Here is a 23,213-nt window from a genome sequence, read left to right on the forward strand (position 1 = left end):
CCAACCCCAAGCGGGCCGCCGAGGCGCTCCAGTGGGTCGTACGGGAGATGGACCTCAGGTACGACGACCTGGCGGCGTACGGCTTCCGGCACATCGACGACTTCAACCAGGCGATAAGGGACGGCAAGGTCAAGCCGCCGGAGGGCAGCGAGCGCGAGCTCCAGCCGTATCCGTATCTGCTGGTGATCGTCGACGAGCTCGCCGACCTGATGATGGTCGCTCCGCGGGACGTCGAGGACGCGATCGTGCGGATCACGCAGCTCGCGCGTGCGGCCGGTATTCACCTGGTGCTCGCCACGCAACGGCCCTCGGTCGACGTGGTCACCGGTCTGATCAAGGCGAACGTGCCCTCGCGGCTCGCCTTCGCCACCTCCTCGCTCGCCGACTCGCGGGTCATCCTCGACCAGCCGGGTGCCGAGAAGCTGATCGGCAAGGGTGACGGACTGTTCCTGCCGATGGGGGCCAACAAGCCCACCCGTATGCAGGGCGCGTTCGTGACCGAGGAGGAGGTCGCGGCGGTCGTCCAGCACTGCAAGGACCAGATGGCGCCGGTCTTCCGGGACGACGTCACCGTGGGCACCAAGCAGAAGAAGGAGATCGACGAGGACATCGGCGACGACCTCGATCTGCTGTGCCAGGCGGCGGAACTGGTGGTCTCCACGCAGTTCGGGTCGACGTCCATGCTCCAGCGCAAGCTGCGGGTGGGCTTCGCCAAGGCCGGGCGGCTGATGGATCTGATGGAGTCGCGGAACATCGTCGGGCCGAGCGAAGGCTCCAAGGCACGTGATGTTCTTGTGAAGCCTGACGAGCTGGGTGGCGTGCTGGCGCAGATCCGCGGGGAGGCTTGAGAGGAGTCCCCGGCGGGTCGGGCCACCGATGTTCGATTGTGACTCATCCGTAAGGGATCATTGAGCAACTGTTTTCCTTTGGCGTACGTCAAGTTGAGGGAAGCGAAAATCTGCTGCTTCACCATCGGTGTGCCGGGCCATACCGATGGCGTACAAAGTCCCACCGCCCGGTTGCCCCACCCTTTCGCACCCCCCCTAGACTGAACCTCCAGCACAGGTGGCTACACGCTCGAAAGGCGCCCCCGTGTCCATCGGCAACTCCCCTGAAGACGAGCGTCCGTTCGAAGACGTTTCCGACGAAGCCCGCCTCTCCGTCGGCCGTGCCCTCCAGCAGGCGCGTATCGCTGCCGGGCTGACCGTCGACGACGTCAGCAACGCCACCCGGGTCCGCCTGCCCATCGTGCATGCCATCGAGGCGGACGACTTCGCCCCCTGCGGCGGAGACGTGTACGCCCGCGGCCACATCAGGACCCTGGCCAAGGCGGTCGGCATCGATCCGGGCCCGCTGCTCGCCCAGTACGACGCGGATCACGGCGGGCGGCCCGCGCCCACCCCCGCGGCCCCGCTGTTCGAGGCGGAACGCATCCGCCCGGAGCGGCGCGGGCCGAACTGGACCGCGGCGATGGTCGCCGCGATCGTCGCCGTGATCGGCTTCGTCGGGTTCACCGCGTTCAAGGGTGACGACGGCGGCTCGGCGTCGGTCGCCGAGGGCGCCACGCCCTCGACCAGCAAGCCCGCCACGTCCAAGCCCAAGACCGAGAAGCCCGAGGACCCGAAGCCGGATCCGACCGACAGCGCCATCGCGGCCGCGCCCCAGGACAAGGTGACGGTCCAGGTCAGCGCCGACGACGGCAAGAGCTGGATCTCCGCCAAGGACCACAACGGCCGGCTTCTCTTCGACGGCCTGCTCAAGCAGGGCGAGTCCAAGACCTTCCAGGACAGCGAGAAGATCAACCTCGTCCTCGGCGACGCGGGCGCGATCCAGCTCTACGTCAACGGCAAGAAGATCGACGACGACTGGCAGCCGGGGGCCGTGGAGCGCCTCACGTACACGAAGGGCGACCCCCAGGTCGGTTAAGAGCGGCTCATGTATGTACGGGGTTGGCCAAGATCGGCCAACCCCGTCGACGTGGGGTGTCAGTGAGACAAAGTACTCTTGAGCCCATGCCTGAACGCCGTACCGTCGCACTCGTCACCCTTGGCTGCGCCCGTAACGAGGTGGACTCGGAGGAGCTCGCAGGCCGCTTGGAGGCGGACGGCTGGGATCTCGTGGAGGATGCCTCCGACGCGGATGTCGCCGTCGTCAACACCTGTGGCTTCGTCGACGCCGCCAAGAAGGACTCCGTGGATGCCCTGCTGGAGGCCAACGACCTCAAGGGGCACGGGAGAACCCAGGCGGTGGTGGCGGTCGGCTGCATGGCCGAGCGGTACGGCAAGGAGCTCGCGGAGGCCCTTCCCGAGGCCGACGGCGTGCTCGGCTTCGACGACTACGCCGACATCTCCGACCGGCTGCAGACCATCCTGAACGGCGGTATCCACGCCGCGCACACTCCGCGCGACCGGCGCAAGCTGCTGCCGATCAGCCCGGCCGAGCGGCAGGAGTCCGCCGCCGAGGTGGCGCTGCCCGGGCACGCGCCCGTGGACCTCCCGGACGGCCTCGCGCCCGCCTCCGGCCCCCGTGCGCCCCTGCGCCGCCGGCTCGACGGCGCCCCCGTCGCCTCGGTGAAGCTCGCCTCCGGCTGCGACCGGCGCTGCTCCTTCTGCGCCATCCCCTCCTTCCGCGGCTCCTTCATCTCGCGCCGCCCCAGCGACGTACTGAATGAGACGCGCTGGCTGGCCGAGCAGGGCGTCAAGGAGATCATGCTGGTCTCCGAGAACAACACCTCCTACGGCAAGGACCTCGGCGACATCCGCCTGCTGGAGTCCCTGCTGCCCGAGCTGGCCGAGGTCGACGGCATCGAGCGGGTGCGCGTCAGCTACCTCCAGCCGGCCGAGATGCGCCCCGGGCTGATCGACGTCCTCACCTCCACGCCCAAGATCGCGCCCTACTTCGACCTCTCCTTCCAGCACTCCGCGCCCGGCGTGCTGCGCGCGATGCGCCGCTTCGGCGACACCGACCGCTTCCTGGAGCTGCTCGACACCATCCGGAGCAAGGCACCCCAGGCGGGTGTGCGCTCCAACTTCATCGTGGGCTTCCCCGGCGAGTCCGAGGCCGACCTGGCCGAGCTGGAGCGTTTTCTCAACCACGCCCGCCTGGACGCCATCGGCGTCTTCGGCTACTCCGACGAGGAGGGCACCGAAGCGGCGACGTACGAGAACAAGCTGGACGTGGACGTCGTCGCCGACCGGCTGGCACGTGTCTCCCGGCTGGCCGAGCAGCTCGTCTCGCAGCGGGCCGAGGAGCGCCTGGGCGAGACCGTGCAGGTGCTCGTGGAGTCGGTGGACGAGGAGGGCGTGTACGGCCGCGGCGCGCACCAGGCGCCGGAGACGGACGGCCAGGTGCTGCTCACGAGCGGCGAAGGCCTGCGTGCCGGTCGTATGGTCGAGGCGAAGGTGTTCGGCACCGAGGGTGTCGACCTCGTGGCCGAGCCGCTCCAGGGCTCGTTCGTACCCGGTGAGGAGGCGGCCAGATGACCGGAGTCCCGGCATCCGCCGCGGGCGGCTCCTCCAAGGCGACGCCGGCGGGCGCGACCTCCGGTGAACCCGGGGGCGCGAAGTCGGCCCGGGGCGGGAAGATCGCGGCGGCGGCCGTCAACCAGGCCAGCGTCTGGAACATCGCCAACCTCCTGACCATGCTCCGGCTGCTCCTCGTGCCCGCGTTCGTCACGCTGATGCTGGCCGAAGGCGGCTATGACCCGGCGTGGCGCTCGCTCGCCTGGGCGGCCTTCGCCATCGCCATGATCACTGACCTGTTCGACGGTCATCTGGCGCGGACGTACAACCTCGTCACCGACTTCGGGAAGATCGCCGACCCCATCGCCGACAAGGCGATCATGGGGGCGGCGCTGATCTGTCTGTCCGCGCTCGGCGATCTGCCGTGGTGGGTGACCGCGGTGATCCTCGGCCGGGAACTCGGCATCACCCTGCTGCGTTTTCTCGTCATCCGGTACGGAGTCATCCCGGCGAGCCGGGGCGGCAAGCTCAAGACGCTCACCCAGGGCGTGGCCGTCGGGATGTACATCCTGGCGCTGACGGGGTGGCTGGCCACTCTTCGGTTCTGGGTGATGGGTGCGGCGGTGGTCCTGACCGTGGTGACCGGGCTCGACTATGTAAGACAGGCCATTGTGCTGCGCAGACAGGGCATCGCCGAGCGCAAGGCCGCGTCGGAGGAGTCGGAAGCGTGAATTCCCCGGCCGCCGAGGTGGTGCGACTACTGACCGTGAGGGGCGAGACCCTCGCCGTCGCGGAATCGCTGACCGGTGGCCTTGTTGCGGCGGAGATCACAGCGGCCCCCGGGGCGTCCAAGGCCTTCCGGGGCTCGGTGACCGCCTACGCCACCGAGCTCAAGCACCGACTGCTTGGCGTCGACGCCACTCTGCTGGAGCGCCGCGGCGCGGTGGATCCGCAGGTAGCGGCCGAGATGGCCGCGGGAGTGCGCAAGGCTCTGGGGGCCGACTGGGGCCTCGCGACGACCGGCGTCGCGGGCCCCGAGGAGCAGGACGGGCAGCCCGTCGGAACCGTTTTCGTGGCCGTGGACGGGCCCTGGGCGGCGGATTCCGGATCCACCGGTGGCGGGAAAGTGGCCTCGCTGCGGTTGAACGGCGACCGGGCGGAAATTCGTATGGAGAGTGTACGGAGCGTACTCGCGTTGCTCCTTCAGCAGCTTGCGAGCGAACAGACCGAGAATGAGCGGGCACAGGATACGGAACAGAACGGGGGGTTTTGATGTTTGCAGCCCTGAGTGAACACGACATCGCTCCCCGCACGGCCGCAGCGCGAGGCGGTACGGTGGGGCGTGAAGGATGCGGCTACGCGGTCCGAGGAGGGAGCCACCGATGATTCTGCTCCGTCGCCTGCTGGGTGACGTGCTGCGTCGGCAGCGCCAGCGCCAGGGCCGTACTCTGCGCGAAGTCTCCTCGTCCGCCCGAGTCTCACTCGGCTATCTCTCCGAGGTGGAGCGGGGGCAGAAGGAGGCTTCCTCCGAGCTGCTCTCCGCCATCTGCGACGCGCTGGACGTACGGATGTCCGAGCTCATGCGGGAAGTGAGCGACGAGCTCGCCCTCGCCGAGCTGGCCCAGTCTGCTGCGGCCACCCCCAGCGAGCCCGTGCCCACGTCGGTCCGACCGATGCTGGGTTCCGTTTCGGTGACCGGTGTGCCACCGGAACGGGTGACGATCAAGGCGCCCGCGGAAGCTGTGGACGTGGTCGCCGCGTGAGTCTCACGCGCGTGGGCGCATGATCTGATCATGCGCTGAGGAAGTGTGCGAAGCCCCGGCCGGGGTCTTTCCAGGCGAACTGGAGAGGCGACGGCCGGGGCTTTCGTGCATCGTGGAGGGCGTGGAATCGGGGCCGGCACACCGATCGGAGCATGTGGATGTACGTCGTGAAGAGCCCGTTGTCCGACGCCCACCTCAAGACCGTCTCCGAGGCGCTCCAGGGCGCTCTCGTCGATCTCGTGGACCTCGCCCTGGTGGCGAAGCAGATCCACTGGAACGTGGTCGGACCCCGGTTCCGTTCCGTGCATCTCCAACTCGACGAGGTCGTGGACACCGCGCGCACGCACTCCGACACGGTCGCCGAGCGCGCCTCGGCCCTTGGCGTCCCGCCCGACGGGCGTGCCGCGACGGTGGCCGCCGGCAGCGGCATCGGGGCCGTGTCCGAAGGCTGGGTCAAGGACGTGGACGCGGTGGGGACGCTGGTGAACGCGCTCGGCGCGGTGATCGCCCGGATGCGCGAGCGGGTCGAGGCGACCGGCGAGGCGGACCCGGTCAGCCAGGACATCTTCATCACCGTCACGGCGGACCTGGAGAAGCATCACTGGATGTTCCAGGCCGAGAACGGATGACGAGGGTGCTGTCCGCGTTGCTTCCGTGTGCCGTCGGTGCGCCCTCCCGGCGGTGAGAGCGGCGATCTAGCTTCGGGCCGGAGGTGGCGGGCATGGCGGGGATGGTGCGCTGGGGGGCGGCGCTCGGGCTCGGGACGCTGTGGTGGTGGGCCGCGCTGCGGCTCGCCATGGCGCCGGACGCCGGAGTGGTGGAGGGCGCGATCGCCGCCGGGGGATGGGGGCTGAGCCTGCTGCCCGTGCACTGTGTGCCGAAGTCACGGGCCGCGGGCGCGCTGGCCACGGGGCGGTGGGTACGGGCATGGCGGGCGGCCGGGGTCACCACGGCATCGCCACACCCCCGTTCGGACGCAGGATCTGACCCGTCGTGAAAGCCGAGGCGTCCGAGGCCAGATACAGCACCGCGTGCGCGACGTCCTCCGGTTCGCCGACGCGGCCCAGGGGCGCCATCCGCGTCATGAGCGCCTCGGTGTGCGCCTGTGCTTCGTCGTCATGGCGGTCCGTCATGGGCGTGCGGATCCAGCCCGGCGCCACGGCGTTGACCCGGATGCCGTGCCGGCCCATCTCGGTCGCGAGGGTCTTCGTCAGCTGGACGACGGCCGCCTTGGCGGCGCCGTAGCAGAGCAGTCCGGGGCCGCCGGTGTCGACGGCGCCCGAGGCCATGGTGACGATGCTGCCCCGGATGCGCCGGGCGAGCATCAGACGGGCGGCCTCCTGGCAGGCGTGGAGGACGCCTTTGAAGTTGACGTTCAGGACGCGGTCGAGGTCCTCGTCGCTCGTCTCCAGGACCGGGCTGCTGTGCATGATCCCGGCGATGGCGGCCAGTACGTCCAGGCGCTCACAGGAGGCGATCGCCTGTTTGAGCCGGGCGCGGTCCGTGACATCCAGGGGGTGGGTGTGGGCGGTGCCGCCCCGGCCCTTGATCAGGGTCGCCGTCTCGTGCAGGCCCTGTGGGTCGCGGTCCGCGCAGTGCACCGTGGCGCCGGAATCCGCGAGCAGGACGGCCGAGGCGCGGCCGATGCCGCTCGCGGCGCCGGTGACGAAGGCGGTGCGTCCGGTGAGGTCGTACGCGCTGACGGCCATGAAGGGACCGTACGAGGCTTTCTGACGGGTCGTCAATTGTTGGTACGGCGGGGATGTCCCGGTGTGGGGGCCGGGCCGGTCTGGCAGCTCGGGCACCAGTAGGTGGGGCGTTCGCGGGAGCCGTCGCCCTGGTTGGCGGAGCGGATGGAGGTGCCGCAGCGCAGGCAGGGGCGCGGTGCGCGGCCGTAGACGAAGAGGTCCTGGCCTCGGCGGGCCGTCGTGCTGCGGACCGGGCGGTCGCGGTTGGCCTCCAGGAGCTTCCTTGCCAGGGCGGGGAGTTTCGCCACGCGGTCGGGCGGGAGGGCGCCGACCGGGAGCCAGGGGGTGGCGCCCAGGAGGAAGCAGAGCTCGCTCTTGTAGATGTTGCCGATGCCGGCGAGGTTGCGCTGGTCGAGGAGGGCCTCGCCGAGGGGGCGGGCGGGGTCCGCGAGGAGGTTGGCCAGGGCCTGCTCGGGGTTCCAGTCCGGGCCCAGGAGGTCGGGGCCGAGGTGGCCGACGGCTCGGGACTCGTCGGTGGTGCGGAGCAGTTCGAGGACCGGGAGGCGGTAGCCGACGGCTGTGCGGTCGATGGTGGCGAGGACCGCGCGGATCTGGTGGGTGGGGCCGCCGGTCCAGCGCTGCCGGTCGGCGTACACCTTCCAGGAACCCTCCATGCCGAGGTGCGAGTGCAGGGTCAGGCCGCCCTCGATGCGGGTGAGGAGGTGCTTGCCGCGCGGGGTGACGTCCAGGACGGTGCGGTCGGTGAGGTCGACCGTGGCGTACTTGGGCACCCTGAAGTCGCTGCGGGTCAGGACCTTGCCCGCGAGGGCTGAATGCAGGCGCTGCGCGGCCTGCCAGACCGTGTCTCCTTCGGGCATGGGTCAAGGGTTGCATGCGGGCCGGTGATGCGGATCGCGCATGTGCCTGGGCTTCCGGGTCATGCGCGCAGGCGCAGACCGCGGGGGGTGGCGATGAAGCCCGCTCCTTCCAGGAGGGTGCCGAGGGGGGAGGTCAGGGCCGAGGCGCCGTTGACGCGTTCGACGGTGACGGTGCCGAGGGAGCCCGCGCGGGCGGCCGCGGCGAGGGCGTCGGCCGCCGTGTGCAGGCGGGGGTCGTCCGTCGGGGCGTCGTCCGGGGCGGTGAGCCAAGCCAACAGGGTTTTGCCGCCGCGCTCCATGTAGAGGGTCAGCTCACCGTCGACCAGCACTACCAGCGAGCCCGCCTTGCGGCCCGGTTTGTGCCCGGCGCCGGTCGGGGGCTCGGGCCAGGGGAGTGCGGCGCCGTACGCGTTCGCCGGGTCGGCGGCGGCGAGGACGACGGCCCGGGAGTCGGGGGCGGGGCGCGGGCGGTGTGCGGGCGGGGGGAAGTCGCGGGGCGAGATGTACTCGTCCGGCCTGGTGGGGAGGAAGTGCGCTGCGCCCTCGTCGAAGTCGTGGCCCGCGAAGGCCTCGGTCTCGAAGGGCGGGGCCGGCAGTGCCTCGCCGCGGTCGCGGGCGTTCGAGACCGCGCGCAACCGGTCCACCGCGCCGTCCATCGCGAACTGCGCGGCGCCGAGGCCCTCCACCACATAGCCGCGCCGGGCCTGACCGCTCTCCTCGAAGACGGACAGGATGCGGTACGTCGCCGAGAAGCCGCCCTCGACGCCTTCCGCGGAGACCGCGCCCCGGGTCACCACGCCGTGCCGGTCGAGGAGGGCGCGGGCCAGGGCGTGGGCGCGGACGGTGGGGTCGGGTTCGTGGGCGGGGAGCAGGGACCAACGGCCCGCGGCGGTCGGCGGGCCCGAGCGGGAGGCGGGGCGGGCGGCCGCCGTGAGCGAGCCGTAGCGCCCGCGCGGGACGGTGCGCTTGGCTCGGTGGGCCGTGGAGCCCGCGGTGCGGCCCGAGCCCAGCAGGGAGCGCATCGGTGCCAGCGTGTCGTTCGTCAGGCGGCCCGACCAGGCCAGTTCCCAGATGGTGTCGGCGAGTTGGGGGTCGGTGGCGTCGGGGTGGGTGGTGGCGCGGACCTGGTCGGCGATCTGGCGGAAGAACAGGCCGTAGCCCCCGGACAGGGCGTCCAGGACGGACTGGTGGAGCGCGGTCAGCTCCAGGGGGTGGGGCGCGGACAGCAGCAGGGGGGCCGCGTCCGCCATGTACAGCGAGACCCAGCCGTCCTTGCCGGGCAGGGCGCCGGCGCCCGCCCACACCACCTCTCCGGCGGCGGTCAGTTCGTCGAGCATCGCCGGTGTGTAGTTCGCGACCCGGGACGGCAGGATCAGCTTCTCCAGGGCGGAGGCGGGCACCGACGCGCCCTGCAACTGCTCGATGGCGCGCACCAGTCCGTCGATGCCTCGCAGCCCGTGTCCCTTGCCGATGTGCTGCCACTGGGGGAGGAACTGGGCGAGCGCGGCCGGGGGCACCGGCTCCAGCTCGTGCCGCAGCGCGGCCAGGGAACGGCGCCTGAGGCGGCGCAGCACCGCCGCGTCGCACCACTCCTGGCCGATCCCGGCCGGATGGAACTCGCCCTGGACGACTCTGCCCGCCGCCGCGAGCCGCTGGAGGGCGCCCTCGGTGACGGCCACACCCAGTCCGAACCGGGCCGCAGCGGTGACCGAGGTGAAGGGGCCGTGGGTGCGGGCGTAGCGTGCGAGGAGGTCGCCGAGCGGGTCCTTCACCGGTTCCGTGAAGGCCTCCGGGACGCCGACCGGCAGAGCGGTGCCGAGGGCGTCGCGCAGACGCCCCGCGTCCTCGATCGCCGCCCAGTGGTCGGCGCCGGCGACACGGACCTTGATCGCGCGGCGGGCTCCGGCCAGCTCCTGCGCCCACTGCCGCTCCGCGCCCCTCTCGGCCAGCTCGGCGTCCGTGAGCGGGCCGAGGAGGCGCAGGAGGTCCGCGACGCCCTCGGCGTCCTTGACGCGGCGGTCCTCGGTGAGCCACTGGAGCTCCTGCTCCAGCTCGGTCAGCACCTCGGCGTCGAGCAGTTCGCGCAGCTCCGCCTGGCCGAGCAGCTCGGCCAGCAGCCGGGAGTCGAGGGAGAGGGCGGCGGCGCGGCGCTCGGCGAGCGGGGAGTCGCCCTCGTACAGGAACTGGGCGACGTAGCCGAACAGCAGGGAGCGGGCGAAGGGGGAGGGCTCGGGGGTGGTGACCTCGACCAGGCGCACCTTGCGGGACTCCAGGTCGCCCATGAGCTCGACCAGTCCCGGGACGTCGAAGACGTCCTGGAGGCATTCGCGGACCGCCTCAAGGACGATCGGGAACGAACCGAACTCGCTGGCCACCTGGAGCAGTTGAGCCGCGCGCTGACGCTGCTGCCACAGCGGGGTGCGCTTGCCGGGGCTGCGGCGCGGCAGGAGGAGGGCGCGGGCGGCGCACTCCCGGAAGCGGGAGGCGAACAGGGCCGAGCCGCCGACCTGGTCGGTGACGATCTGGTCGACGTCGCCCTTGTCGAAGACGACGTCCGCGGCGCCGACGGGGGCCTGGTCGGCGTCGAACTCCGTACCCGCCTTCATGGGCTCCTGGTCGAGCAGGTCAAGGCCCATCAGATCGGCGTCCGGCAGGCGCAGCACGATGCCGTCGTCGGCGTGCATCACCTGCGCGTCCATGCCGTACCGCTCGGAGAGCTTGGCACCGAGGGCCAGGGCCCAGGGGGCGTGCACCTGGGCGCCGAACGGGGAGTGCACGACGACCCGCCAGTCGCCGAGCTCGTCGCGGAAGCGCTCGACGACGATGGTGCGGTCGTCGGGGATGTGGCCGCAGGCCTCGCGCTGTTCGTCCAGGTAGGACAGGACGTTGTCCGCGGCCCAGGCGTCCAGGCCCGCGGCGAGCAGGCGCAGCCGGGCGTCCTCCTTGGTGAGCGAGCCGACCTCGCGCAGGAACGCGCCCACCGCGCGGCCCAGTTCGAGCGGGCGGCCCAGCTGGTCGCCCTTCCAGAAGGGGAGCCGGCCGGGGACGCCCGGAGCGGGGGAGACCAGGACGCGGTCGCGGGTGATGTCCTCGATGCGCCAGGAGCTGGTGCCGAGCGTGAAGACATCGCCCACGCGGGACTCGTAGACCATCTCCTCGTCGAGCTCGCCGACCCGGCCGCCGCCCTTCTTGGGGTCGGATCCGGCGAGGAACACCCCGAACAGGCCGCGGTCGGGGATGGTGCCACCGGAGGTGACGGCGAGGCGCTGGGCGCCGGGGCGGCCGGTGATGGTGCCGGCGACGCGGTCCCACACCACGCGCGGGCGCAGTTCGGCGAAGGCGTCCGAGGGGTAGCGCCCGGCGAGCATGTCGAGGACGGCCGTGAACGCGGACTCGGGGAGCGAGGCGAAGGGGGCGGCCCGGCGGACCGTGGCGAGGAGGTCGTCGAACTGCCAGGTGTCCATCGACGTCATGGCGACGAGCTGCTGGGCCAGTACGTCCAGGGGGTTGGCCGGGACGCGGAGCGACTCGATCGCGCCGGTGCGCATCCGCTCGGTGACCACGGCCGCCTGGACCAGGTCGCCGCGGTACTTCGGGAAGACCACGCCGGTCGAGACCGCGCCCACCTGGTGTCCCGCGCGGCCCACGCGCTGGAGCCCCGAGGCCACGGAGGGCGGGGACTCCACCTGCACGACCAGGTCGACCGCGCCCATGTCGATGCCCAGTTCGAGGCTGGAGGTGGCCACCACGGCGGGGAGCCGGCCCGCCTTGAGGTCCTCCTCGACGAGGGCGCGCTGCTCCTTGGAGACCGAGCCGTGGTGGGCGCGCGCGATGACCGGCGGGGCGCCCTGGGCGGCCCCGGAGCCGCCCATCAGCTCGGCGGGGGAGTGATGTTCGTCCAAGGGCTCGCCGGTGGCCCGCTCGTACGCGATCTCGTTCAGGCGGTTGCACAGGCGCTCCGCCAGACGGCGGGAGTTGGCGAAGACGATGGTGGAGCGATGGGACTGGACGAGGTCGGTGATGCGCTCCTCGACATGCGGCCAGATCGACGGGCGCTCCCCGCCCTCATTGCCGTCGGCCACCGGGGAGCCGCCCAGCTCGCCCAGGTCCTCGACCGGGACCACCACCGAGAGGTCGAACTCCTTGCCCGACTTCGGCTGGACGATCTCCACCTTGCGGCGCGGGGAGAGATAGCGGGCGACCTCGTCGACCGGCCGGACAGTGGCGGACAGGCCGATGCGGCGGGCGGGCCTCGGCAGCAGCTCGTCCAGACGCTCCAGGGAGAGCGCGAGATGGGCGCCGCGCTTGGTGCCCGCGACCGCGTGCACCTCGTCCAGGATCACCGTCTCGATGCCGGTCAGCGCCTCGCGGGTGGCCGAGGTCAGCATCAGGAACAGGGACTCGGGCGTGGTGATCAGGATGTCCGGGGGGCGGGTGGACAGGGCACGGCGCTCGGCGGCCGGGGTGTCGCCGGAGCGGATGCCGACCTTGACCTCCGGCTCGGGCAGGCCGAGGCGGACGGACTCCTGGCGGATGCCGGTCAGCGGGCTGCGGAGATTGCGCTCGACGTCCACCGCCAGGGCCTTCAGCGGGGAGACGTACAGCACGCGGCAGCGCTTCTTGGGGTCGGCGGGCGGGGGAGTCGAGGCCAGCTGGTCCAGGGCGGCGAGGAACGCGGCCAGCGTCTTGCCGGACCCGGTGGGGGCCACCACCAGGACGTCCGAGCCCTCGCCGATGGCCTGCCACGCGCCCGCCTGAGCCGCGGTGGGCGCGGAGAAGGCCCCCGTGAACCAGCCGCGGGTCGCGGGGGAGAAGACGTCCAGAGCTCGGTGTGCGGAGCTGACCATGCGTCCATCCTGCACCCGGCCACTGACAATGACGCTGACCTGCGCGAACGCGGTCGGCGGCGGCGCCGGTCCGGGGGCGGTGACAATGGGGGCATGGCGGGATCGAACGAGCGGGCGCGGCACTGGCAGTACGCGGAGCTGCCCGGTGTCGACCTGCTGCGGGCCCGGTACATCCGCAAGACGTTCGTCCGGCACACCCACGAGCACTTCGTGATCGCCGCCATCGCCGACGGCGTCGAGGTCTTCCACCACCGCGGCTCCGACCAGTACGCGGGCGCCGGAGCGCTCGCCCTGGTCAACCCCGACACCCCGCACACCGGGCGGGCCGGGGTGCCGGAGGGCTGGAGGTACGGGGCGGTGTATCCGTCGCCCGAGGTCGTGGCGGAGATCGCGGCCGAGACCACGGCGATCCGCGGCACCCCCGGCTTCGTGTCCCCGGTCCTCGACGACCCCTACGCCGTGTCCCTGGTCCATCAGGTGCTGCGCGCCGCCGACGAGGGCAACGCGCTGGCCGCCGACACGCTGTTGCGGGTCGCCGTGACGCGGCTGCTGCGGCTGAACGGCGGGGCGCTGCCGCAGCGCGAGGTGCGCACGGCGGGAGCCAGGATCGCGGCACGCGCGCGTGGCGTGCTCCAGGAACGGATGGCCGAGCCGCCGACCCTGGAGAAGCTCGCCGGTGAACTGGGCACCAGCCCCTTCGCGCTGCTGCGCGCGTTCCGGGACGCCTATGGGATGCCACCGCACACCTGGCTCACGGACGCCCGGGTACGGCGGGCGCGCGGGCTGCTGGACGCCGGTGTGGCGCCCGCCGAGGCCGCCGTCGCCGTGGGCTTCGTCGACCAGCCGCATCTGAACCGGCACTTCACCCGGATCGTGGGCGTGCCCCCGGGCGCGTACCAGCGCGAGCGCAAGAACGTACAAGACCCGAAAGGGCGGCTGCTCCTACCGTCCGAGGCGTGGCAGACACAACACTCACAGACATACGGGACGGCGGAGGAAAGCCGGACGCCGCGGTCGTACGGGACGGGCTCGGGGTCGGGGTCGCCGTAGGGCTGTCCGGGTTCGCGTTCGGGGTGACCTCGGCCGGCAGCGGGCTCACGCTCTGGCAGACCTGTGCGCTCAGCCTTCTGGTGTTCACCGGTGCGTCCCAGTTCGCGCTGGTCGGGGCGCTGGCGGCCGGGGGCGGGCCGATCGCGGCGGCCGCGGGGGCCTTCTTCCTCGGGGTGCGCAACGCCTTCTACGGGCTGCGTCTGTCGCAGGTGCTCGCCCTCCCGCGCGCGGTGCGGCCGTTCGCGGCCCAGTGGGTCATCGACGAGACGGCCGCCGTCGCGCTCGCGCAGCCCACACGGCGTGCCGCGCGGATCGGGTTCGTGGTGACCGGGCTCAGCCTGTACGCGCTGTGGAACCTCACCACCCTGGCCGGAGCGCTCGGCGCCGAGGCCATCGGGGACACCGACGCCTGGGGCCTCGACGCGGCCGGACCCGCCGTGTTCCTGGCGCTGCTCGCGCCGATGCTGACGAGCACGACCGAGCGCGCTGTCGCCGGGGCGGCGGTCGTACTGGGACTCGGGCTGCTGCCCGTCCTGCCGGCCGGTGTACCGGTGCTGGTGGCCGCGCTGGCGGCACCTGTCGTGCTGTGGGCCCAGGGGCGGCGCGGGCTGCGGGAGGGGGACCGTTGAACATCTGGATCGCCATCGCGCTGACCGTCCTCGGCTGTTACGCCGTCAAGCTCGCCGGACTCCTGGTGCCCGCGGGCGTCCTGGAACGGCCTCTGGTCCGGCGGCTCGCCGCGCTGCTGCCCGTCGCGCTGCTCGCCGCCCTCACGGCCCAGCAGACCTTCGCCGACGGGCGCGCGCTGGTGCTGGACGCGAGGGCGGCCGGGCTTGCGGCGGCCGCTGTGGCGTTGGTGCTGCGGGCACCGTTCCTGTTGGTCGTGGGGGCGGCCGTGGTGGTGACCGCGGGGGTGCGGGCGCTGGGCGGATGACCCGCGGAGGTCACCCGATGGCCCGCCCGTAGGCCCTCAGCGTGTGCAGGGCCGCGATGGTCACCATGGGGCGGGCCTCCAAGGCGGGGGCCGGAGCCCAGCGGCGCCACCGGATCGGCCAGCCGCCGTCCTCCTGCTGCTCGGCGGCGAGGAAGTCCAGCGAGCGAGCCATCTCGTCGTCGGTGAACCACGCGCGTGCCAGCGAACGCGGACTCTTCGCGTAGTCGTGCGGGAAGTGGTGTTCGGCGGGGGCGTAGCCGGGCGCCACCGGGTAGGCGTCGAGATCGTCCGGGTCCAGTGCCGCGAGCCGGTGCTCGCGGACCAGGCGGCCGAGCCGGTCCGCGGCCGCCTCCGCGCGCGAGCGGTCCGGTGCGGAGTCCAGGAAGGCCACCGCGGCCTCGATCTCGTACGGATGGGACTTTTCCAGGGACTCCACCGCCTGCCAGCAGAAGTCCGTCGCCCGGAACAGCCAGGCGTGCCACACCTCGTTGCTGTGCAGTACCCCCACCACCGGACCGGTGGCCAGGAGTTCGCTCGGCGGGTCGTCCACGATCGGGATGAACGGCGCCGCCGGGTAGCCGCGCTGGCTGGGATGGATCGCCGGAAGGGCGCCCTCCGCGGTGGAGACCGAGGTCAGATAGCGGCACACGCGCTCCACGCGCTGCCCGCCGCAGCGTCCGACCGCGTCCAGCACCTGCAGCGCGTGCGCGGTGTGCAGCGGCTGGCTGACCGGGCCGCGCAGATCGGGTTCCAGCGCGTGACCGTAACCGCCGTCGTCGTTGCGGTAGGCGTCCAGCGCGGTCTCCACCGGGTCGGCGCCGCCGTGCAGGAAGTGATGCGCGAAGAGTCGCTGCTCCAGCACGCGCGCGGTGAGCCACACGAACTGCTCGGCGCGGAAGAGCGGGGAGTGCGCCGGGGGCGTCGGGGGGGGTGGGGAAGCTCCTGATTCGGCCATGCGTCAGACCGTAGGCCGGAAAGCGGTCTCGGCGAGGGGTCCCCGCGAGGGCCCACCCTCAGGGCGGGATACTGACGTCATGAGGTTGACGGTCTTCTGGGAGCGGATGGCGGAGCACTTCGGCACGGCGGGATACGCCGAGACCTTCGCGCGCGATCACGTGATGTCGGAGCTCGGCGGACGCACCGTGCACGAGGCACTGGACTCCGGCTGGGAGGCCAAGGACGTGTGGCGGGTCGTCTGCCAGGTCATGAACGTGCCACAGGAACAGCGCTGACAGGTCACGAAGATCGCAGGACCGCCTCCGATTGTCGGTGGCGTGGGCGAGACTTGCTCCGTGGCACCCACTGACGACACCGGGCAGCTCGCCCCGCACACCTCTTCGTTCGCTACGGCGCCGCCGGCCGAGCCCCCGGCCGACGGCGCCGTCACGCAGCCGCATGCGCGCATGCCGCGCTGGCTGCCGCGCGCCATGGTGCTCGCGCTCGCGCTCGTCGGTGCCTTCCAGCTCGGCAGCTGGGCCTTCCACCAGCTCACCGGGCTGCTGATCAACATCCTGATCGCGTTCTTCCTGGCCCTCGCCATCGAGCCCGCGGTGAGCTGGATGGCCGCCCGCGGGATGCGCAGGGGGCTGGCCACGGCGCTGGTGTTCCTCGCCGTGATGGTGGTGTCCGCCGGCTTCGTCACCTTGCTCGGCTCGATGCTCGCGGGCCAGATCATCACGATGGTCGAGGGATTCCCGGACTACCTCGACTCCGTGATCAACTGGATCAACACCCACTTCCAGACCGATCTGAAGCGCGTGGACATCCAGGAGGGCCTGCTGCGCTCCGACTGGCTGCGCAACTACGTGCAGAACAGCGCGACCGGTGTCCTCGATGTGTCCACCCAGGTCATCGGCGGTCTGTTCCAGCTGCTGACGATCACGCTGTTCTCGTTCTACTTCGCCGCGGACGGTCCGCGACTGCGCCGCGCCCTGTGCTCCGTCCTGCCGCCCGCCAAGCAGGCCGAGGTGCTGCGCGCGTGGGAGATCGCGGTGAACAAGACCGGCGGCTATCTGTACTCGCGCGGTCTGATGGCGCTGATCTCCGGGATAGCCCACTACATCCTGCTCCAGTCCCTGGATGTGCCCTACGCGCCCGTGCTCGCCGTCTGGGTGGGCCTGGTCTCGCAGTTCATCCCGACCATCGGCACCTATCTCGCGGGCGCCCTGCCCATGCTGATCGCCTTCACGGTCGATCCCTGGTACGCGCTGTGGGTGCTGATCTTCGTCGTGGTCTACCAGCAGTTCGAGAACTATGTGCTCCAGCCCAAGCTGACCGCGAAGACCGTCGACGTGCACCCCGCGGTCGCCTTCGGTTCCGTCATCGCCGGCACCGCTCTCCTGGGCGCGGTGGGCGCCCTGATCGCGATCCCGGCGGTCGCCACGCTCCAGGCGTTCCTGGGGGCGTACGTGAAGCGGTACGACGTCACCGACGACCCACGTGTGCACGGGCACCGGGGGCGCCGGCCGGGCCCCGGCATGCTCACGCGCGCGCGGCAGATATGGGCCCGGCGGCCGGGAGAGGCCCCCGCCTCGGAGACCGACACGGGCTGAGCCTTCAGCGCAGGTCGAGCCGCATCAGGATGCGGGGGTGTCCGGCCAGCACCGAGGTGGTGTCGGCGACGTGGACGAACCCGGCGCGCTCGAAGTTCTTGCGGAGACCGGCGTACGCCATCGTCAAGTCGACCTTGGCGTCGCCGTTGTCGAGGGGGTACGCCTCGACGACCGGTGCGCCCTGGGCGCGGGCGAACTCCACCGCGCCCTCGATGAGGGCGTGCGAGATTCCCTGCTTGCGGTGGCCGGGGCGGACCCGGATGCACCACAGCGACCAGACCGGCAGTTCGTCGACGTGCGGGATCTTGCGGTTGCGGGCGAAGGAGGTCTCCGCGCGCGGGGCCACGGCGGCCCAGCCGACCGGTTCGTCGCCGTCGTAGGCGATCACCCCGGGAGGAGGGTCGGCCCGGCACAGCTCGGCGACGTACTCGCCGCGGGCCGGGCCGCGCAGCTCCTTGTTGAGCTTGGACGGGATCCGATAGCTCAGGCACCAGCAGACGTTGGCTCCGGGTGACTTCGGGCCGAGCACGGCCCGGACGTCCTCGAAGACCGACGCGGGACGAACCTCGATGGTCATGGCTGCACGATAGAACCAAGGGGTTCCGCGATGCCGACGATGTTTCCCACCCGTCGTCGACCCGTCGGGCGCCCGTGTGGTGCCCTTGACACGAAAATCGAACATCCATTCTTATGGAATCTCCGGCGGGGCTCTCGGTGGGTTGTTTGCCCTGGTTTCGATAGGGAAGTGCCCGAGTTATCCACAGGCCGGACGGGCGTCGGGGCGCATTGTCAGTGGCAGGCGTTAGCGTCTTTGACGTGAAGCGATCGACTCAAGCAAATCGGGTGGAACCCATGGCAGGAACCGACCGCGAGAAGGCCCTGGATGCCGCGCTCGCACAGATTGAACGGCAATTCGGCAAGGGCGCGGTCATGCGCATGGGCGAGCGGTCGAAGGAGCCCATCGAGGTCATCCCGACCGGGTCGACCGCGCTCGATGTGGCCCTCGGCGTCGGCGGTCTGCCGCGCGGCCGCGTCGTCGAGATCTACGGACCGGAGTCCTCCGGTAAGACGACCCTGACCCTGCACGCGGTGGCGAACGCCCAGAAGGCCGGCGGCCAGGTGGCCTTCGTGGACGCGGAGCACGCCCTCGACCCCGAGTACGCGAAGAAGCTCGGCGTCGACATCGACAACCTGATCCTGTCCCAGCCGGACAACGGCGAGCAGGCGCTGGAGATCGTGGACATGCTGGTCCGCTCCGGCGCCCTCGACCTCATCGTCATCGACTCCGTCGCCGCGCTCGTCCCGCGCGCGGAGATCGAGGGCGAGATGGGCGACAGCCACGTCGGCCTTCAGGCCCGTCTGATGAGCCAGGCCCTGCGGAAGATCACCAGCGCGCTCAACCAGTCGAAGACCACCGCGATCTTCATCAACCAGCTCCGCGAGAAGATCGGCGTGATGTTCGGCTCCCCGGAGACCACGACCGGTGGCCGGGCGCTGAAGTTCTACGCCTCGGTGCGTATCGACATCCGCCGCATCGAGACCTTGAAGGACGGCACCGAGGCTGTCGGCAACCGCACCCGCTGCAAGGTCGTCAAGAACAAGGTCGCGCCGCCCTTCAAGCAGGCCGAGTTCGACATCCTCTACGGCCATGGCATCAGCCGCGAGGGCGGCCTGATCGACATGGGCGTGGAGCACGGCTTCGTCCGCAAGGCCGGCGCCTGGTACACGTACGAGGGCGACCAGCTCGGTCAGGGCAAGGAGAACGCGCGCAACTTCCTGAAGGACAACCCCGACCTGGCCAACGAGATCGAGAAGAAGATCAAGGAGAAGCTGGGCGTCGGCGTGCGTCCGGAGGAGCCGGCCGCCGAGCCGGGTGCGGACGCCGCGGGTTCCGCCGCCGCGGACGAGGCCGCCAAGACGGTGCCCGCTCCGGCCGCGGCCAAGGCTGCCAAGACCAAGGCCGCCGCCAAGAGCTGACCCGTGACACGACGAACCGACTGGGCCGAGTACGCCTACCCGGACCCGCCCTATGAGCGGGACGGGAGAGGCGTCGCGGGTTCCGCCGAGACGGGCGGCGAGTACAGCTCTGAGGGGCCGTACGACGAAGACGGCGCCCCCGGCACGGACGGACCGTACGGCGGCGGGCGCCGGGTGAGCGGTGGCCCGGCGTCGGAGGCCGATGAGCTCGCCGGCGGTTCGCGCCGGAGAGCCGGCGGGGCTCGTGGCGCGGGCGGCGCCCGGGGGCGTCGCCGGCGCGGTCGCGAAGAGCCGTCCGGTGAGGACGGAGGCACCTCCGCCTCGTCGAGGGCCGAGAAGGGGGAGCCCCCGGGGGACCCGGTGGAGCGGGCACGGGCGATCTGCCTGCGCCTGCTCACCGGGACTCCACGCACCCGCAAGCAGCTCGCCGACGCCCTGCGCAAGCGGGAGATCCCGGACGAGGCCGCGGAGGAGGTGCTGTCGCGGTTCGAGGAGGTCGGACTGATCAACGACAGCGCGTTCGCGGACGCCTGGGTGGAGTCCCGGCACCACGGGCGGGGGCTGGCCCGGCGGGCGCTCGCCCAGGAGCTGCGGACCAAGGGCGTCGACTCCTCGCTGATCGACGCGGCCGTCGGTCAGCTCGACTCCGAGCAGGAGGAGGCGACCGCGCGCGAACTCGTCGCCCGCAAGCTCCGCTCCACCCAGGGCCTCGACCGCGACAAGCGTCTGCGCCGCCTCGCCGGGATGCTGGCCCGCAAGGGGTATCCCGAGGGGATGGCGCTTCGGGTGGTCCGGCAGGCGTTGGAGGGGGAGGGGGAGGAGACGGAGTTTCTGGAGGGCGAGGGGTACTGACGCGGGGCATCGGACGCCCCGCTGGACCTGGACTACGCGTTCGTCGCCAACGAGGCGATGGCCTTCGCCGTCCGCAAGGCCGTCGACGCGGCCGGCGCCCAGGACGTCAGGGTCGTCACGGTCAACGGCACCGACGAGGGGCTGGCCCCGCTCAAGGACGGCCGGTTCGCCGCGACCGTCGCCAACTCGGCCGCGGACACCGGCGAACTGGCGGTGACGAACACGACCTCCCTCCTGTGTGACTCGGACGCCGAGAGAATCGCCCACACCCCGGTCCGCCTGGTGACCAAGAGCAACGCGGACACGGCACCGCTCTACTGCCCGCCGGACGTGCCGTGAGGTGCGCCCCTTCGGAACCCGCCACGCGGGGGGCCCGTCACGCGGGATCCGTCACCGGCAGCCCCGCCGCCCGCCAGGCCTGGAACCCCCCGGCCAGATCGGTCGCCCGATGCAACCCCAGCCGGTGCAGCGACTCCGCCGCCAAGCTGGACGCGTACCCCTCGTTGCAGAACAGCACCACCCGCAGGTCGTGGCCGCTCGCCTCCGGCACCCGATGGCTCCCGCGCGGATCCAGCCGCCACTCCAGCTCGTTGCGCTCGACCACCAGCGCCCCCGGGACCAGCCCGTCCCGCTCCCGCAGTGCCTCGTACCTGATGTCCACCAGCAGCGCCTCGCCGGACTGGGCGGCATCGTAGGCCTCGTGGGGCTCCACGCGCGCGTACGTCGCGCGGACCCGCTCCAGCAACTCGTCGATCCCGACGGGCCGTTCACCGAGGCCGCTCACTGCCAGTCCTCCGGCCGCTCCACCTGCTCCAGACGCAGGATCGGCCCGCTGCGGCTGTAACGGCGGATCCGGGGCAGCGGCGGATAGTAGGCGTGGACGGAGATCGCGTGCCGGTCGAGGGACTCGTTGAGGACCTCGTGGACATGGTGGCGGCCGAAGGAGCGGCCCTTGCCGGCCGGCAGCCTGCGTTCCCGGTCGACGTCCTCGCTGAGTTCCAGGGTCTTCCAGCCGTCCGTGGGCAGCCGGGCGGCGAGCGAGTTCTCCTTCAGCTCACCGGTCGCCGTCAGGAACGCGCCGACCGAGTCCGCGTGGTCGTGCCAGCCGGTGCCCGAGCCCGGCGGCCAGCCGATCAGCCAGGCCTCACTGCCGGCGGGCCCTTCCAGACGCACCCAGGTGCGGCCCTCGGGGTCGAGCGGGAGCGAGGCGATCAGCTCGGCGTCGGCGGCGGTGCGCCGTACGAAATCGAGGAGGTCCGCCTGCGTGGGAGCAGTGGAAACGGAAGAGGAAAGGGAAGGCGAGACAGACACTTCGACCGTCCTGATGAGGGTTCGCGAGGAGCGCGCGATGACACATCGGCCGCGCCCGGAAAGGAGTGGAGAGATGCGAATTCAGCAGGACCGGGTACACATGCAGCCCGCGTAGCGGACGAGGTCCACATGGACCTTCCGCCACAGGTGCACACAGGTGTCGGTCACGATCCGGAGTACACCATGGCGGTGCGGACCGGTCAACTCACCATCAACATATGGACGGTGGGCCCGCTCAGCGTGACCCCGCCGTCGTCGCCTCCGCCCCCGACTCCACCGGACCGCCCAGCGTCGCCTCCGCTGCCGCGTACAGGTCGGCGGGACGCACCCCGCCGAGCGCCGTGACGAGGTGGCCGTCGGGCCGGATCAGCAGGACGCTGTGCGCGGGGGCGCCCGGGTAGCTCTCGGCGACCAGCAGCTCCGCCGGATGCGGCAGCGCCGTCACGGCCGCCGCGAGCCTGGGCATGATCCCGGCGGTCACCCAGTGCTTGCGGTCCCACACACCCGTGCCCGGAGCGATCAGCAGCACCAGCAGCGCCCCTCGGCCGAGCCGGTCCCGCAGCCGTACGAACGAGCCGTCCTCCGCGGTCACCCGTACATCGGCGGCCGGCGCGCCCACGGGCGTGTCGACGGACACCTCGCCCTCCAGATGCCGGGGCGCGAGCGGCGAGTCGGCGTACGCCCCCGGCGCGCCCAGCGCCCCGCGCCCCAAGTGGCCCTCCGCGAGCAGCGTGTCATGGCCCCGGGCCGAGCCGGGGACGTACGACCGCAGGCCCCCGCCGCCGCGCAGCAGCGGCAGCGCCTGGTCGGCGGCGCGCAGCCGGGCGGCGACGACCGCGCGCCGCTCCGTCTGGTAGCTGTCCAGCAGCGCCTCGTGCGGCCCGTGATGCCAGGCCAGCGCCAGCTTCCAGGCGAGGTTGTCGGCGTCCCGGAGCCCCTCGTCGAGCCCGTGCGTGCCGAGCGCCCCGAGCAGATGCGCCGCGTCCCCGGCAAGAAACACCCGCCCGGCCCGCCAGCGCCGCGCCAGCCGGTGGTGCACGGTGTGGACGCCGGTGTCGAGGAGTTCGTACGGCGGTGTCGAGCCGTCCGTCCAGCCCGCGAGCGTCTCCCGGACGCGGGCCACCAGCAGATCGGGTGTGACCAGGTCCTTGCTGCCCGGCGGGAGCAGCCAGTCCAGCCGCCAGGCCCCGTCCGGCAGCGGGCGCGCCGTGATCTCGCCGGCCGACGGGCCCGAGGTCCGCCATGGCGGCACCCGGTGCAGCAACGCCTCGTCAGGGCGGGGGAGTTCGGCGCGCAGCGCGGCGACCGCGTGCCGTTCGACGGCCGTACGGCCGGGGAAGCGGATGTCCAGGAGCTTGCGCACGGTGGAGCGGGGGCCGTCGCAGCCGGCCAGGTAACTGCCGCGCCACCAGGTGCCCTTGGGGCCCCGGGTGTGGGCGGTGACGCCGGAGGACTCCTGTTCGATGCCGTCCAGGCGGCTGTCCACGGCGATCCTCACCAGCCGCTCCCCGGCCAGGGCCGCGCGCAGGGCGCCGGTCAGGACGTGCTGGGCGATGTGCACGGGCGCCGAGTCGTCGAAGGACACCTCGCGCATCACCTGCTTGCGCCGCATCGACCGCCATCCGGCCCAGCGGCAACCGGCCTGCGCGACCGGAAGCCCGGTCAGCCGCTCCATCAGGGCGGCGGTGTCCTCGCGCAGCACGACGGTGCGCGCGAGACGGGGTTCGTCCTTGCCGGGCCCCTCGTCGAGGACGACCGACGGCACCTCCTGACGCGCCAGCGCCAGGGCGAGCGTGAGCCCGACGGGCCCCGCTCCGACGATGATCACCGGGTCCACGGCGTGGCGCCCCCTGCCCGCGGCGGTGCCCCGAGGGACGTGTGTGAACAGGAGGTTTGAGCA

General features: G+C 71.9%; 24 protein-coding genes and 1 pseudogene. 16 read left to right on the top strand and 9 right to left on the bottom strand.

Annotated features, from left to right (window positions below):
- From H4N64_RS31655 to H4N64_RS31690, 8 genes are all read left to right on the top strand, one after another.
- A partial coding sequence (locus H4N64_RS31655) for an FtsK/SpoIIIE domain-containing protein (RefSeq protein WP_186285869.1) occupies positions 1–848 on the top strand: 848 nt, incomplete at its 5' end.
- A gap of 244 nt (positions 849–1,092) precedes the next feature.
- Complete coding sequence (locus H4N64_RS31660; protein ID WP_186285870.1) at positions 1,093–1,926, top strand: RodZ domain-containing protein; 834 nt, start codon at positions 1,093–1,095, stop codon at positions 1,924–1,926.
- A gap of 86 nt (positions 1,927–2,012) precedes the next feature.
- Entirely contained in the window at positions 2,013–3,482 is a 1,470-nt protein-coding gene (gene rimO / locus H4N64_RS31665) for a 30S ribosomal protein S12 methylthiotransferase RimO (protein WP_186285871.1), read from the top strand.
- On the top strand, positions 3,479–4,192 hold the full coding sequence (gene pgsA, locus H4N64_RS31670; RefSeq protein ID WP_186285872.1) for a CDP-diacylglycerol--glycerol-3-phosphate 3-phosphatidyltransferase: 714 nt from the start codon (positions 3,479–3,481) through the stop codon (positions 4,190–4,192). Before rimO ends, pgsA begins: the two co-directional genes overlap by 4 nt.
- A complete protein-coding gene (locus H4N64_RS31675; RefSeq protein WP_186285873.1) occupies positions 4,189–4,734 on the top strand; it encodes a nicotinamide-nucleotide amidohydrolase family protein in 546 nt (181 codons plus the stop codon). Before pgsA ends, H4N64_RS31675 begins: the two co-directional genes overlap by 4 nt.
- Positions 4,735–4,843: 109 nt before the next feature.
- Complete coding sequence (locus tag H4N64_RS31680) at positions 4,844–5,224, top strand: helix-turn-helix domain-containing protein (RefSeq protein ID WP_015657463.1); 381 nt, start codon at positions 4,844–4,846, stop codon at positions 5,222–5,224.
- 158 nt (positions 5,225–5,382) lie between these two features.
- Positions 5,383–5,853 carry a Dps family protein gene (locus tag H4N64_RS31685; RefSeq protein ID WP_186285874.1) on the top strand — a complete coding sequence of 157 codons (471 nt, stop codon included), beginning with the start codon at positions 5,383–5,385 and terminating at the stop codon, positions 5,851–5,853.
- Between the two features lie 92 nt (positions 5,854–5,945).
- Positions 5,946–6,221 (top strand): hypothetical protein, encoded by a 276-nt coding sequence (locus H4N64_RS31690; protein WP_186285875.1) that lies wholly within the window; start codon positions 5,946–5,948, stop codon positions 6,219–6,221.
- On the opposite strand, the gene H4N64_RS31695 is transcribed toward H4N64_RS31690, so the two are convergent.
- The 3 genes from H4N64_RS31695 to H4N64_RS31705 are packed head-to-tail and all read right to left on the bottom strand — an operon-like array spanning position 6,169 to position 12,637.
- Positions 6,169–6,933 carry an SDR family NAD(P)-dependent oxidoreductase gene (locus H4N64_RS31695; RefSeq protein WP_186285876.1) on the bottom strand — a complete coding sequence of 255 codons (765 nt, stop codon included), beginning with the start codon at positions 6,931–6,933 and terminating at the stop codon, positions 6,169–6,171. The two genes, H4N64_RS31690 and H4N64_RS31695, sit on opposite strands and share 53 nt — an antisense overlap.
- A gap of 32 nt (positions 6,934–6,965) precedes the next feature.
- On the bottom strand, positions 6,966–7,790 hold the full coding sequence (locus H4N64_RS31700) for an Fpg/Nei family DNA glycosylase (RefSeq protein WP_186285877.1): 825 nt from the start codon (positions 7,788–7,790) through the stop codon (positions 6,966–6,968).
- Positions 7,791–7,849: 59 nt separating this feature from the next.
- The gene (locus H4N64_RS31705; protein WP_186285878.1) at positions 7,850–12,637 is read right to left on the bottom strand and encodes an ATP-dependent helicase; all 4,788 of its coding nucleotides are present in this window, start codon (positions 12,635–12,637) and stop codon (positions 7,850–7,852) included.
- Positions 12,638–12,730: 93 nt separating this feature from the next.
- Here H4N64_RS31705 and H4N64_RS31710 point away from each other — a divergent pair, with 93 nt between their 5' ends.
- From H4N64_RS31710 to H4N64_RS31720, 3 genes are read left to right on the top strand one after another with little or no spacing between them, the layout of a single operon-like run.
- On the top strand, positions 12,731–13,687 hold the full coding sequence (locus tag H4N64_RS31710) for an AraC family transcriptional regulator (RefSeq protein WP_186285879.1): 957 nt from the start codon (positions 12,731–12,733) through the stop codon (positions 13,685–13,687).
- Positions 13,594–14,316, top strand: a complete 723-nt coding sequence (locus H4N64_RS31715; protein ID WP_186285880.1) for an AzlC family ABC transporter permease — start codon at positions 13,594–13,596, stop codon at positions 14,314–14,316. The genes H4N64_RS31710 and H4N64_RS31715 overlap by 94 nt, the downstream gene beginning before the upstream one ends.
- Positions 14,313–14,621, top strand: a complete 309-nt coding sequence (locus H4N64_RS31720; RefSeq protein WP_186285881.1) for an AzlD domain-containing protein — start codon at positions 14,313–14,315, stop codon at positions 14,619–14,621. The genes H4N64_RS31715 and H4N64_RS31720 overlap by 4 nt, the downstream gene beginning before the upstream one ends.
- A gap of 10 nt (positions 14,622–14,631) precedes the next feature.
- On the opposite strand, the gene H4N64_RS31725 is transcribed toward H4N64_RS31720, so the two are convergent.
- The gene (locus H4N64_RS31725) at positions 14,632–15,576 is read right to left on the bottom strand and encodes a hypothetical protein (RefSeq protein ID WP_186285882.1); all 945 of its coding nucleotides are present in this window, start codon (positions 15,574–15,576) and stop codon (positions 14,632–14,634) included.
- A 79-nt stretch (positions 15,577–15,655) separates the two neighbouring features.
- On the opposite strand from H4N64_RS31725, the gene H4N64_RS31730 reads away from it, so the two are divergent.
- Both H4N64_RS31730 and H4N64_RS31735 read left to right on the top strand, forming a co-directional pair.
- A complete protein-coding gene (locus H4N64_RS31730; RefSeq protein WP_186285883.1) occupies positions 15,656–15,853 on the top strand; it encodes a DUF3046 domain-containing protein in 198 nt (65 codons plus the stop codon).
- Between the two features lie 60 nt (positions 15,854–15,913).
- Positions 15,914–17,173, top strand: coding sequence for an AI-2E family transporter (locus H4N64_RS31735; RefSeq protein ID WP_186285884.1), 1,260 nt, complete (start codon positions 15,914–15,916; stop codon positions 17,171–17,173).
- Between the two features lie 4 nt (positions 17,174–17,177).
- On the opposite strand, the gene H4N64_RS31740 is transcribed toward H4N64_RS31735, so the two are convergent.
- On the bottom strand, positions 17,178–17,750 hold the full coding sequence (locus H4N64_RS31740) for a GNAT family N-acetyltransferase (protein WP_186285885.1): 573 nt from the start codon (positions 17,748–17,750) through the stop codon (positions 17,178–17,180).
- A 275-nt stretch (positions 17,751–18,025) separates the two neighbouring features.
- Here H4N64_RS31740 and recA point away from each other — a divergent pair, with 275 nt between their 5' ends.
- The 3 genes and pseudogenes from recA to H4N64_RS31755 all read left to right on the top strand — a co-directional run.
- Positions 18,026–19,150 carry a recombinase RecA gene (gene recA, locus H4N64_RS31745; RefSeq protein WP_186285886.1) on the top strand — a complete coding sequence of 375 codons (1,125 nt, stop codon included), beginning with the start codon at positions 18,026–18,028 and terminating at the stop codon, positions 19,148–19,150.
- 3 nt (positions 19,151–19,153) lie between these two features.
- Positions 19,154–20,002, top strand: coding sequence for a recombination regulator RecX (gene recX / locus H4N64_RS31750; protein WP_186285887.1), 849 nt, complete (start codon positions 19,154–19,156; stop codon positions 20,000–20,002).
- Between the two features lie 27 nt (positions 20,003–20,029).
- Positions 20,030–20,341, top strand: a pseudogene (locus tag H4N64_RS31755) (sugar ABC transporter substrate-binding protein); the annotation flags it as partial.
- A 37-nt stretch (positions 20,342–20,378) separates the two neighbouring features.
- Here H4N64_RS31755 and H4N64_RS31760 read toward each other — a convergent pair.
- The 4 genes from H4N64_RS31760 to H4N64_RS31770 form a co-directional block, all read right to left on the bottom strand.
- Complete coding sequence (locus H4N64_RS31760; protein ID WP_222109644.1) at positions 20,379–20,792, bottom strand: rhodanese-like domain-containing protein; 414 nt, start codon at positions 20,790–20,792, stop codon at positions 20,379–20,381.
- A complete protein-coding gene (locus H4N64_RS31765) occupies positions 20,783–21,313 on the bottom strand; it encodes a cupin domain-containing protein (protein WP_186285889.1) in 531 nt (176 codons plus the stop codon). The genes H4N64_RS31760 and H4N64_RS31765 overlap by 10 nt, the downstream gene beginning before the upstream one ends.
- Positions 21,314–21,394: 81 nt before the next feature.
- Entirely contained in the window at positions 21,395–21,481 is an 87-nt protein-coding gene (locus tag H4N64_RS46895) for a putative leader peptide (RefSeq protein WP_351985706.1), read from the bottom strand.
- Between the two features lie 67 nt (positions 21,482–21,548).
- A complete protein-coding gene (locus H4N64_RS31770; RefSeq protein ID WP_186285890.1) occupies positions 21,549–23,150 on the bottom strand; it encodes an FAD-dependent monooxygenase in 1,602 nt (533 codons plus the stop codon).
- Positions 23,151–23,213: the final 63 nt, after the last annotated feature.

Origin of the sequence: Streptomyces cupreus (genome assembly GCF_014257025.1) — a bacterium.
GTDB lineage: Bacteria > Actinomycetota > Actinomycetes > Streptomycetales > Streptomycetaceae > Streptomyces > Streptomyces cupreus.